The sequence below is a fragment of the Trichocoleus sp. DQ-A1 genome (genome assembly GCF_039961955.1).
Classification (GTDB): Bacteria; Cyanobacteriota; Cyanobacteriia; order Cyanobacteriales; family FACHB-T130; genus FACHB-T130.
The window spans coordinates 98821-110860 of the sequence record NZ_JAMPKE010000015.1 but is presented as its reverse complement, the minus strand read 5'-3'; the positions used below and the strand labels follow the sequence as shown (position 1 = coordinate 110860).

Genomic DNA, 12040 nt, shown 5'->3' with positions numbered 1-12040 from the left:
AAGCCACGCTAGTAGAGTCAGAAATGACTGCTTCTGTACTTGTGGCTAAGCTTTAGTGGCATCTTGAAATAGGGGGATTGGGAAAAATGCTATGGAAACAATGAGGATTCCTTTTCAATTGATTTGGGTAGTGGTAGCGATCTGTGTGCTGCCTAGCTTGCTGAATTTGTTGGGAGTGGATTTTGCCTCACCAAAGCATCCCTTCGAGGTGCCAGCTGCTGTGGGAATGTCTCCCCGCGCATTTGTCGAAGCGATGCAGTACACGCTTTCCGGAAGCTTTCTGCACACCATTCTGGAGTGGAATGCGTTCTGTATTGCCCTGTCCATTGTTATTTTGTCTTTGATTCACTTCAGCCTGAAGCGCGATGCTGTCACGCTCATAATTGGCGTGGCAATGTTTTGCGCGGGGTGCATGGACACCTTTCATGCTTTAGCCGCCGACCGATTGAGCCAGGGGATAGCAGATAGCCAAAACCTAATTCCTTTGACTTGGGCAGTCTGCCGACTTTTTAATGCTTTGATTCTGCTGGGAGGCGCGGGAATTTTTCTGGCGACGAAACCAGGAAAGTGGAAGGGAGGCGCGGGTTTTGTTGCGATCGCTAGTGTATCTTTTGCTGTTGCTTCTTATACAATTGTCTATTTCTGTACCCATAGTGCCATACCGGCAACTATTTTCCCGAACGCGCTTGTTACTCGTCCTTGGGATGTCCCGCCCCTCTTATTGTTTATCTTTGCAGGTATTTTTGTTTTTCCTCGCTTTTATGATGCTTATCCCAGCCATTTTTCTTTAACGCTAGCGATTAGCGTGATTCCCCAAATTGCCGTTCAACTCCACATGGCTTTTGGGTCAACTGCATTATTCGACAACCATTTCAATATTGCCCATTTTCTCAAAATTATTGCTTACCTCGTCCCATTTATTGGCTTGAGTTCGGAGTACATTCATACTCTTCGCGAAGAAGCCCTAACCGTTGACAAATTAGAAGCAACCCAAAAAATATTATTAGAGAAAACTAAGCAGTTAGAACTGATTAATCTTGAGCTGCAAAAACAAATCGCTGAGCGCCAGCAAGTAGAAGAGGAGTTGCACCGCTCCAATGTTGAGCTTGAAAGGAGAGTTGAGGAGCGGACAGCAGAAATTAGACAGACAAACGATCTATTATTACTTGAAGTTTCTGAGCGCAAGCAAAGTGAAAATCGCTATCGAGAAAAATCTCAAGAGCTAAAAATTACTCTACTTAACCTTCAGAAAACTCAAGCTCAACTGATTCAAACTGAAAAAATCTCCAGCCTTGGTCAATTAGTGGCTGGAGTTGCTCACGAAATAAATAATCCAATTAACTTTATTCACGGCAATATCAATTATGCCTGTGACTATGCGAATAGTTTGCTCTATTTGTTACACCTTTACCAACAACAATACCCCCCTACACCTGAAATTGACCAAGAAATTGAAGCAAGTGACCTTGATTTTATTATTGAAGATTTGCCAAAATTACTAAAATCAATGCACTTAGGAATTGAGAGAATTCGGGAAATTGTTCAGTCCTTACGTTCGTTTTCTCGCGTCGATCAAGCGGAAATGAAGCCGGTTGATATTCACGAAGGCATTGATAGCACCTTGCTAATTTTGCAGTATCGACTGAAAGCGATCGCTGGCGGTCCCACGATTACCGTGAGCAAAGAATATGGCGCTTTGCCATTAGTTGAATGCTACGCGGGACAGCTGAATCAGGTGTTTATGAATCTGCTGAGTAACGCGATTGATGCACTAGAAGAGTCAGTCGCTAAGGAGGAAATATTTTGTCTTTTACCCAGTATTAAAATTAGCACCGCTGTTGAAGACGAAAAGCTAGCGGTGATTCGCATTGCCGACAACGGCCCAGGCATGACAGAAGAAGTCCGTTCTCATCTATTCGATGCCTTTTTCACAACGAAACCAGTCGGGAAAGGCACCGGCTTAGGGCTATCGATTAGTTATCAGATTGTAGTAGAAAAACATAGTGGCAGTATGGAGTGTATTTCTGCACCCGGAGAGGGGGCAGAGTTCGTCATTAAGATTCCGATTTCGCAAAACAAGATATAGCGCTCTAAATGATTCGTGAAGACGAGATCCCCAACTTCTTAGAAAAGTCGAGGATCTGAAGCGCTGGCTCACAACTCAAATAGGATTGCGATATATAGCGTTACCAACCGCCACCAGCACCGCCGCCACCGCTACTACCGCCCCCAAAGCTGCCACCGCCGCTACCGCTACTACCGCCCCCAAAGCTGCCACCGCTAAAACTACCTCCACTGCTGCTAGGAGGAGGGGGTGGTGGTGGGGGAGGAGGAAGGCGAGGAATAATTTCCTCTTTCTCCCAGTGATGGGAACAATAGTGGCAGTTGTAAGTAATTAAGCGTCTACCTTCTTGATACTGGGTAGCGTGTCTGAGAGTTTTTTCGTTGCGTCTGACTGTGTATTCGTGACAGTTAGGACAAGTGCTAAATTCACTTGATTTGTTAAGATAGGCGCGAATATGGAACGTTGGTTCACTTTGAGACTTACTACAGTTTGGACATTGCCAACCCTCGAAGTTGATACTGCCAATTTTTTGGGCAGCTTGCTCTGATTTACTTAAAGAAGACTGCACTAAATTCGATTCAACCTTTTCCATTGGTTGTTTGCAGTTAGCGCAATGCATGCGTCCTTTAAACCAACTGTCGCTTTGAGAGCGTCCGGTTGGTTCGATGTAAACGGGACGACGCGATCGCCTATAGGCGATCGCCCCGATCAATCCACCACCACCGCCGATACCTCCTAGCCAATAAATCCAACTCGGTACACCAGCGTCGCTACTCGTTGCATCAACGTTAATAAGTGAGTTAGGTACGGTAGCGTTGCTACTCGGTTGCTTTGTGGTAGAAGGCTTTAAGGGGGCGGCATTTGTTTGTAAAGCTACCACGAGGGCTTTCGTTCCAGCCAGAGTACCGCCATCAAAATCGCTTTGTTTGAATCGCGGCGTAATTTCTTGTTGGATAATGTTACCCACCCGCGCATCTAGCAGAATTGATTCAACGCCATAGCCAGTTTCAATTTCTACCCTGCGATCGCCCTGGGAAATCAACAACAACACTCCGTTATCTTTATCTGCCTTCCCAATTTTCCAGTTATTAAATAGGGAAGTGGCAAATTCCTTGGGGCTAGCTGAGGGCGAGGTTTCTGGCACTGTTACAACTGCAATTTCACTGCCATTTTCAGCTTCCAAGTCTGAGATCATCTGGTTGAGTTGTGCTTCCGTTTGGGGACTCAGCACATCAGCCATATCCGTAACCCAGCCACTATTCACTTTTCGCGGATTGGGAACTTCCTGCACAGTTACGGCTAGACTTGGTGGAGCGAAACTGAGAACCGCGATACTCAAGCTACATACACAGAAACCTTGTTTGAGCGCAATTGCTAAAAGTTGCATAACTTCCGTTTTTTATACACACCAATGTGTTAATTAGCCTTTGTTCCGTCTTCTGTTGGGTTAGCGATCGGTTTATTTCAAAGATGGTTTGCTGATGACTTCCAGTTATGGCGACGGTTTTCCAGAAAATTGGCTTAAATAAACTAAATTTTATAATTTGTATCTCTAGAAGTGGACAGAAATCAGAATATTTGCTAAGCATATACAAAAACTTGCGCTTGACAAATGAGTTCAAGCACCGCCCTAAAATAAATTTCGGGCTAATCGCTAAAGTTAGCTAAAGCTCAACTGGATGGTGATTTCAACCCGTTTCAATGGGTTAAAGGGGTGAAGCCGGAAATTTATTTCACGGCTCTTAAGTCAGTGTCATTTATGTTAAGTTAGCGATCGCATTCAGGTTAGGTCATCTTATGAAACCCTCAGATTCTCAAATACCTGAAGAAATTGCTCCGGAAGTTTTTGCCCTTGCCTCGCGCTTGTATGCCGAACAAAATCAAAGTTATTCCCTGAAAGAGTTAATCGAGGCAGGCTCAGAGGTAGACATTCCCCCAGAGTTTATCCAGCAAGCGGTACGAGAGGTACAGGAGAAGCGGATACAAACTCAAAAGCGGCAAAGAAGCCTAAAGATCGTTGGTGTCAGTGTTGGAGTAGCGATCGCTCTCTGGGGAATCGTCACTTACAATTATCTTTCGGGTGCTGCCCAAAAAGTAGATGCAGCCGAGGCGCAATTAGAAAATCAGCTGGCTAGGCGTGCTAATCTCATTCCCAATTTGGTTAGCATTACCCAAGCCTATGCTAAACAAGAGTACCAACTCGCAAATTTACTCACAAAATCCCGTCAAAACTATTTACAAGCTGATACTCCTGCGGAAAAAACGGCGGCAGAAGCAGAAGTTTCTCAAGCTATAGAACGTTTCCGAGACTACGCAGCGAAAAACCCTGAATTGCAATCATCGCAAGCCTTCATTAATCTCCAATATGAGATAGCAGGAACGGAAAATCGTATTGCAGTAGAAAGAATGCGATATAACCAAGCTGTTCAAAATTACAACCAGCAAGTTAAACAATTTCCTAATGTTATATTAGCCCCGATTTTTGGGTTTAAAACTCAGCCGTTTTATCCAGCTAAAACGTTAGGTTGAAGCAAATCCCACTCGTCATTCAAGTCGCAGGCTATTCCCATCTCGACAGGGGCGATTAGCATAGAGTTGAGTATTGAGAAGCGCGAGACGAACAGATGAACTTTTGTAGCGATAATGTCACCGGAGTTTCGCCGGAAATTATGGCAGCGATCGCTGCCGCTAATCAGGGTACCACCATGCCTTATGGTGATGATGAATATACCCAGCGCTTGTCAGCCCGGTTCAAGGAATTATTTGAGACAGATGTGACTGTTTTCCCCGTCGCCACGGGTTCTGCTGCCAATGCCCTTGCCCTATCTGTTATTGCACCCCCGTTTGGGGCGATTTACTGCCATCGCCAATCTCATATCAATCTGGATGAATGCGGGGCACCTGAATTTTATACCGGCGGCGCAAAGCTAGTGACACTGGATGGCGCAGATGGCAAGATTCGCGCCGCTGACTTGGCTGCTGTACTGGCAAAATCGGGCGCTGGCGTCGTCCATCACGTACAGCCTGCGGCTGTAAGCTTGACTCAAGCAACGGAGGCTGGAACGATCTATCAGCCAGAGGAAATTTCCCAGATTGCCGAAATTGCCCATACCCACAATTTGGGTTTACACATGGATGGTGCCCGTTTTGCGAATGCGGTGGTTAGCTTGGGTTGTTCTCCGGCGGATATCACTTGGCGGGTTGGGGTTGATGTACTATCGTTTGGAGCGACTAAAAATGGTGCGATGGCAGCAGAAGCCGTCGTCTTTTTTAATCAAGATTTGGCAAAAACTTTCGCCTATCGTCGCAAGCGCAGCGGGCATCTCTTTTCAAAGATGCGGTTTTTATCTGCCCAGTTAGAAGCTTACATCAAAGATGATTTATGGCTAAAAAATGCTGCCCATGCTAACCAGATGGCTAAGAAATTAGCGCACGAGCTAACAGCGCTACCAGGAATGAACCTGTGCTACCTGGTTGCAGCAAATGAAATTTTTATTCAGTTGCCGGAGGAAGTTATCCAAGGGCTTCTTGCCGATGGTTTCCAATTTTATCCCTGGGAGGGGGAATATTCATCAACCGTCCGATTAGTAACAGCTTTTAACACTAAAGAAGAGGATGTTACTGCCTTTATCGAGGCGGCACGGGCACACTGCAACGTGGTTTCTTCACCTCTAGTTTCCACCTTCAATTTTCAGTAGGGAAGGGCAAAATTTCTTTCCCTAGTTTATGATTTTGTTCCCCGCAGGAGAGCCGAGTATTCGCAAAATGAACGCTGCGGCGCACCCACAATGGAGAATACCGATTTTGCTTGTGAAGAAGCATTATCCAGTAATATTTCCAGTTCTTGAACTGCTTCTGGCGGCGTCTGCTGTCGTGCTGTCCAATCTGCAAAATCAATCGGCAGATGCCACTGTTGTATCGCGGTGAAGGGCATCCCAATACTTTCGCCAGCCGATTGCCACTCAGATATCATCCAATCCCAACTATGAGAAGGATCGCGTAGTTTTTCCACCTGATTGATAAACTCTGCCAGTGCAATATCTTCTGGTGAAATAATGTCCACAACCACAAACTTTCCACCCGCTTTCAACACTCGAAAAACCTCATTTAGCGCGGGTGTCAAGCTGGGGAAGTGATGGGCGACATAGCGGCAAGTCACAATATCAAACTGCTGATTTGAAAAGGGAAGTGCTGTAACATTGGCTTCCTGAAAATGCACGTTATTTAAGCCTCGTGCCATTGCTTGCCGCGATGCCTCCGCTAACATTTTCTGGCTTAAGTCGATGCCAATCACTTCGCGGACATGAGGGGCGAAAGCAAACCCCGTATGTCCTGCCGCACACCCTACATCAAGTACACTCATCTCTGATGTTGGTTCACCTGCCTGCACCATCAGCTCCAGATCGTGCCCTTGTGCGAAAATGGGTGATGTACTGTAGGCATTTGCGGCGCGGTCAAATTGCTCTCGGATTGCTTCTTCTGACTGCATTTTTGGCTCCTAAAACAGGTGTGGGCAGAATGGAAATTCGGTGGAATTGGTATTTTTAGCTCTAAGCGAACCGGATTAAGAAGCGATCGCTTTCTGTGTCAACATCAACGCACGATGCAGGCAATGCCGATAACACGCAAAGCGTTAAAACACGCTTAACCCAGCAATTTCAGCATCTCAATCGCCAGACTCGGAATCAGCGGCATCTCTAGAGACGGGCATCACCAGCACCTTATCAACGCGATTGCCATCCATATCCATCACTTCAAAACGCCAACTACCCAGATGAAAATGGTCGGCAGCCGTAGGAATTTTCCCTAAATGGGTAATCATAAAACCGCCCATTGTGTGATAGTTTCCTTTTTGCGTTCCCGGCAATTCCTCAATATCTAATATTTCAAAAAACTCTTCCACCGACAACATTCCATCAATCAACCAGGAACCATCTTCGCGTTGTACGGCTGGAGGAGATGTTGTACTATCGATTTCTACATCACCAACGATTTCTACTAAGATGTCGTTGAGCGTAACTACTCCCTGAGTGACGCCGTATTCATCTACAACCAGCGCCATGTGAGTGCCGGTTTGCTTGAATAATTCTAGAACTTTCAGCCCTCCGGTACTTTCAGGCACAAATACCGGCTGTTTCAACGAGAGCGTTAGGTCAAGCTGTTGTCCGGACAGACAGCGCCCTAATAGGTCAGTCACGGGAATGATGCCCAAAACATTATCCAGCGCCCCCTGACAAACGGGAAATCGGGAATAGGCGCTGTTTATAATCTTGCGTTGATTTTCTTCCTGGGAGTCTTCTAGGTCAAGCCAGACAATATCCGGTCGGGGTGTCATTAACGCACTCACGGGTCGGTCTCCCAGGCGAAACACTCGTTCCACCATGTCTTGTTCTGCTTCCTCAAAGGTTCCCGCCTCCGTGGCTTGCTCGATTAAGGCTGTAATATCGTGTTCGGTGATTTCACCATCGGTAGACGGTCTGATGCCCAACAGCCGCACCATCATATCTGTGGAGGTACTCAATAGATAAACAACTGGGGCAGCAATAGTAGCCAACATCCGCATCGGGATAGCAACAGATGAAGCAATCCGTTCTGGATAGTTTAAAGCCAGCCGCTTGGGCACTAGTTCGCCAATAATCAGTGTCAGATAGGTGATGATCAGGATGGCGATCGCTGATGCGATCGCGTTTTTATACGGAGCGATCCAGGCAATCAACCCTAGTAGAGGGGTGAGGCTTTTAGCGATGGTTTTTTCGCCGAAAGCACCGGAGATAATCGCCAGGAGGGTTATCCCCACCTGAACAATCGCCAAAAACTGATTCGGGGAATTCGCCAGTTCCAAGGCAACGCGTGCTTTGACATCCCCTTGGTTAGCCAGCTGTTGTAGCCTCACCTTCCTAGCCGAGACGATAGCTAACTCTGACATCACAAAGATGCCATTGGCAACGATCAGTAGCAAAATAATTAGAAATTCGGTAGTAGGGGTCATTTGTCAATGTGTCAGTAATATCGGCGAACGGTGCCTTAGATGGAAGTAGGGGCGATACCCGAAGTTGGATGGTTAGAAAACCAGAGAACCAATGTGCCCACCCCGATATCAAAAGCTGGGGTTCCCCAAAAAAGCAGTAACTATAGAGAAAGTAGCATTTTGTGTAAAGCAGAAATCTATCGATAGAGCAGTCTCGATTTGAACTGCCTTCTAAAATGATGGAGGTAGGGAGGTATACTCCTGCCTTTTTGTCAGAACGAATTAAGCATTTCCTGCAACTGATGGCTTTCTCTTCTATTATTCGTGCCTTAGGGCGATCGCCTCTCACGACAGAACTCCTTTCTAAGCTCGACCAACAACGGTATCTACAGCTCAACGGAATTCCCCGTTTGCCAAAGGGATTGGTGGCTTCTGCCCTCGCGCAAGCCCAAGGACAGAATTTGTTCGTGGTGTGTGCCACCTTGGAGGAAGTCAGCCGCTGTTGCGCTCAACTGGAAGCAATGGGTTGGCAGACGGTACATTTTTATCCGACTTCTGAAGCGTCGCCCTACGAGCCATTTGATCCCGAATCGGAGATGACTTGGGGACAGATGCAGGTATTGGCAGATTTAGTCAGGACTGAGGTGAAAGGAAATCCTCAGTCTTCCACAAAGATGGCGGTTGTGGCGACGGAACGGGCGCTACAACTTCATTTGCCACCTCCTGAAGCTTTTAAGCCTTTCTGCATCACCCTGGAACGCGGACAGAGTTGGGATTTAGACGCCTTTAGCAAGAAGGTGGCGACTCTGGGATACGAACGGGTGCCTCTGGTGGAAATGGAGGGGCAATGGAGTCGGCGCGGGGATATTATCGATGTGTTCCCGGTGTCGGCTGAGTTGCCGGTGCGTTTGGAATGGTTCGGGGATGAACTGGATCAGATGCGGGAGTTCGATCCGGCAACTCAGCGATCGCTAGATAAGATTGAGCGGCTGGTGCTAACTCCGACTGATTTTAGTCCGATTGTTCGGGCGGCGTTAGAAGATACGAACCGCCAAGACGCCAAGGTCGCGAAGGAAGAGAGGGAAGAGAGGGAAGAAGAACCAGAGAAGAGTACGCGGCGGTTGTTGGGGGTGGCTTTTGAGCATCCGGCTTCTTTGTTGGATTATTTACCGGAAAATACGCTGATTGCGATTGATGAGCCGGAGCAATGTCGCGCCCATAGCGATCGCTGGGTGGAACACGCTGAAGAACAATGGGCAATTGCGAATAGGAAGGAGGAATTACCCAAAATTCACCGCAATTTTGATGAATCTTTAGCGGCGGTGGAACGCTTTAAGCGGCTGTATTTATCTGAATTGGTTGAATCCTCAGTCCTCAATCCTCAGTCCTCCGCACTCAATCTGGCTAGTCGTCCGGTTCCGGTAACGCCGCATCAGTTTGCTAAAATTGCCGAAACTTTGCGAAACGAGCGCGATCGCAGTTTCTCGATCTGGATCGTTTCTGCACAGCCTTCCCGTTCTGTATCGTTGCTCCAAGAACACGATTGTCCGGCGCAATTTGTCCCCAATCCCCACGATTATCCGGCGATTGACAAGTTACAAATCCAGAAGACGCCGGTGGCGGTAAAATATTCGGGGATCGCGGAACTGGAAGGATTTATCCTGCCAACCTTCCGATTGGTGGTGGTGACAGACAGGGAGTTTTTCGGACAGCATTCTCTGGCAAGTCCCAGCTATATCCGCAAGCGTCGTCGGGCGGCGTCTAAGCAAGTCGATCCCAACAAGTTGCGCCCCGGTGATTATGTGGTTCACAGAAATCACGGGGTTGGTAAGTTTCTCAGGCTGGAAAGTCTGACTGTTAATAACGAAACCCGCGAGTATTTGGTAGTGCAGTACGCAGATGGTTTGCTGCGAGTAGTGGCAGATCAGGTGGGTGCGATGTCTCGGTTTCGCGCCACGGAGGGGAAACCGCCGGAACTCAATAGAATGTCCGGGAAGGCGTGGGAATCTACGAAGAATAAAGTCCGCAAGGCGATTAAGAAATTGGCGGTGGACTTGCTGAAGTTGTATGCTCAGCGATCGCAACAACAAGGTTTCGTTTATCCACCGGATTCGCCTTGGCAAGAAGAATTAGAAGATTCTTTCCCTTATCAACCGACGCCGGATCAGTTGAAGGCGGTGCAGGATGTGAAGCGGGAAATGGAAAGCGATCGCCCGATGGATCGGTTGGTGTGCGGTGATGTCGGTTTCGGCAAGACGGAAGTCGCCATCCGCGCCATATTTAAAGCGATTACCGCCGGGAAGCAAGTTGCGTTCCTCGCCCCAACGACGATTCTGACTCAGCAGCACTACCACACCCTAAAAGAGCGTTTCGCCCCCTACCCAATTGAGGTGGGTTTACTCAACCGCTTCCGCAGTGCTGAGGAACGCCGCAATATTATCAAACGGCTGGCGACTGGAGAATTAGATGTCGTCGTTGGCACTCACCAACTCTTAAGTAAGGAAATTCGTTTCCGAGATTTAGGGTTGTTGGTGGTGGATGAAGAACAGCGATTTGGCGTTAACCAGAAGGAAAAAATCAAATCTCTGAGAACGCAGTTGGATGTGTTGACTCTTTCTGCCACCCCGATCCCCCGGACGCTTTATATGTCACTGTCGGGAATCCGGGAAATGAGTTTGATTACTACGCCACCACCGTCTCGGCGTCCGATTAAAACTCATTTGGCATCCTACGATCCCGAAGCGATCCGCACGGCGATTCGGCAAGAACTCGACCGAGGGGGACAGGTGTTTTATGTCGTCCCGCGAGTCGAGGGAATTGAAGAAACTGCCACGAAGTTGCGGGAAATGGTGCCAGGAACGAGACTAGCGATCGCTCACGGTCAATTAGACGAATCTGAGTTAGAAGCGACGATGCTTGCCTTCAGCGCTGGCGAAGCGGATATCCTCGTCTGTACCACGATTATTGAATCCGGTTTAGATATCCCCAGAGTCAACACCATCTTGATTGAAGATGCCCATAAATTTGGTCTATCCCAGCTATACCAATTGCGCGGACGGGTCGGACGTGCTGGCATCCAAGCTCACGCATGGCTATTTTATCCCAAGCACAAGGCGCTCTCAGATGCCGCACGGCAACGGTTACGAGCCATTCAGGAATTCACCCAATTGGGTTCTGGCTATCAACTTGCCACGCGCGATATGGAAATTCGGGGCGTCGGTAACTTATTGGGTGCGGAACAATCGGGACAGATGGATGCCATTGGTTTCGATCTTTATATGGAAATGTTGGAGGAAGCGATTCGCGAAATTCGCGGACAGGAAATTCCCCAAGTTGACGATACGCAGATTGACTTGCAGCTGACGGCGTTTATCCCCGCGGACTACATCACCGATTTGGATCAAAAGATGAGCGCTTACCGTGCAGTGGCTGCGGCGAATTCTAAGGAAGAATTAGTGAGTATTGCCGCAGAATGGAGCGATCGCTACGGGAGTATCCCTAAATCAGCAACTCAGTTGCTGCGGGTAATGGAACTGAAACAACTGGCGAAAAAACTCGGCTTCAGCCGGATTAAACCAGAAAGCAAACAACACGTTATCCTAGAGACACCGATGGAGGAACCCGCCTGGAACCTGCTCAAAGATAATCTGCCAGAACACCTGAAAACTCGCTTTGTCTACACCTCCGGTAAAGTCACCGTTCGCGGTTTGGGCGTCTTGCCTGCCGAGCAGCAGACGGAACATCTGATTACTTGGTTGGGTAAGATGCAAGGGGCACTCCCAGAACCGGCACTCGTCTAATTTACATATCAGTACTGACAGCTCGGTTTGCAGGGTCGAAGAGTTGAAATTTGTCTTTAAGTTTGTCTGCGATTAGATCGGGCAAATCGGTAGTGTCAAAACCTCTTCCTGTCTCCCTGCAAATTTTTTGTTATTTTTGCTACCAATCCTCTATCAATCTCAGGAAAGATAATGAACAAATTGCACTCAAAAAAATTACCTCGTTGG

At 47.7% G+C, this 12040-nt stretch carries 7 protein-coding genes; 4 read left to right on the top strand and 3 right to left on the bottom strand.

Annotation, left to right across the window (positions count from 1 at the left end; all coding sequences use genetic code 11):
• Nucleotides 1-91: 91 nt before the first annotated feature.
• Nucleotides 92-2086, top strand: coding sequence for an ATP-binding protein (locus NDI33_RS16115; RefSeq protein ID WP_348245648.1), 1995 nt, complete (start codon nt 92-94; stop codon nt 2084-2086).
• A 100-nt stretch (nt 2087-2186) separates the two neighbouring features.
• Here NDI33_RS16115 and NDI33_RS16110 read toward each other — a convergent pair whose 3' ends face one another.
• Nucleotides 2187-3452 carry a TPM domain-containing protein gene (locus tag NDI33_RS16110; RefSeq protein ID WP_190675377.1) on the bottom strand — a complete coding sequence of 422 codons (1266 nt, stop codon included), beginning with the start codon at nt 3450-3452 and terminating at the stop codon, nt 2187-2189.
• 410 nt (nt 3453-3862) lie between these two features.
• On the opposite strand from NDI33_RS16110, the gene NDI33_RS16105 reads away from it, so the two are divergent.
• Nucleotides 3863-4594, top strand: coding sequence for a LemA family protein (locus NDI33_RS16105; RefSeq protein ID WP_190675375.1), 732 nt, complete (start codon nt 3863-3865; stop codon nt 4592-4594).
• Between the two features lie 95 nt (nt 4595-4689).
• Complete coding sequence (locus NDI33_RS16100; protein ID WP_190675373.1) at nt 4690-5763, top strand: low specificity L-threonine aldolase; 1074 nt, start codon at nt 4690-4692, stop codon at nt 5761-5763.
• 26 nt (nt 5764-5789) lie between these two features.
• Here NDI33_RS16100 and NDI33_RS16095 read toward each other — a convergent pair whose 3' ends face one another.
• Both NDI33_RS16095 and NDI33_RS16090 read right to left on the bottom strand, forming a co-directional pair.
• The gene (locus tag NDI33_RS16095; protein WP_190675371.1) at nt 5790-6554 is read right to left on the bottom strand and encodes a class I SAM-dependent methyltransferase; all 765 of its coding nucleotides are present in this window, start codon (nt 6552-6554) and stop codon (nt 5790-5792) included.
• 177 nt (nt 6555-6731) lie between these two features.
• A complete protein-coding gene (locus tag NDI33_RS16090) occupies nt 6732-8054 on the bottom strand; it encodes a hemolysin family protein (RefSeq protein ID WP_190425428.1) in 1323 nt (440 codons plus the stop codon).
• Nucleotides 8055-8335: 281 nt separating this feature from the next.
• On the opposite strand from NDI33_RS16090, the gene mfd reads away from it, so the two are divergent.
• The gene (mfd, locus tag NDI33_RS16085; RefSeq protein WP_190675369.1) at nt 8336-11833 is read left to right on the top strand and encodes a transcription-repair coupling factor; all 3498 of its coding nucleotides are present in this window, start codon (nt 8336-8338) and stop codon (nt 11831-11833) included.
• Nucleotides 11834-12040 lie beyond the last annotated feature (207 nt).

Bases quoted from the DNA above. Each gene is read 5' to 3' on its own strand.
- NDI33_RS16115 (WP_348245648.1), top strand. From the start codon at position 92: ATGGAAACAATGAGGATTCCTTTTCAATTGATTTGGGTAGTGGTAGCG.
- NDI33_RS16110 (WP_190675377.1), bottom strand. From the start codon at position 3,452: ATGCAACTTTTAGCAATTGCGCTCAAACAAGGTTTCTGTGTATGTAGC.
- NDI33_RS16105 (WP_190675375.1), top strand. From the start codon at position 3,863: ATGAAACCCTCAGATTCTCAAATACCTGAAGAAATTGCTCCGGAAGTT.
- NDI33_RS16100 (WP_190675373.1), top strand. From the start codon at position 4,690: ATGAACTTTTGTAGCGATAATGTCACCGGAGTTTCGCCGGAAATTATG.
- NDI33_RS16095 (WP_190675371.1), bottom strand. From the start codon at position 6,554: ATGCAGTCAGAAGAAGCAATCCGAGAGCAATTTGACCGCGCCGCAAAT.
- NDI33_RS16090 (WP_190425428.1), bottom strand. From the start codon at position 8,054: ATGACCCCTACTACCGAATTTCTAATTATTTTGCTACTGATCGTTGCC.
- mfd (WP_190675369.1), top strand. From the start codon at position 8,336: ATGGCTTTCTCTTCTATTATTCGTGCCTTAGGGCGATCGCCTCTCACG.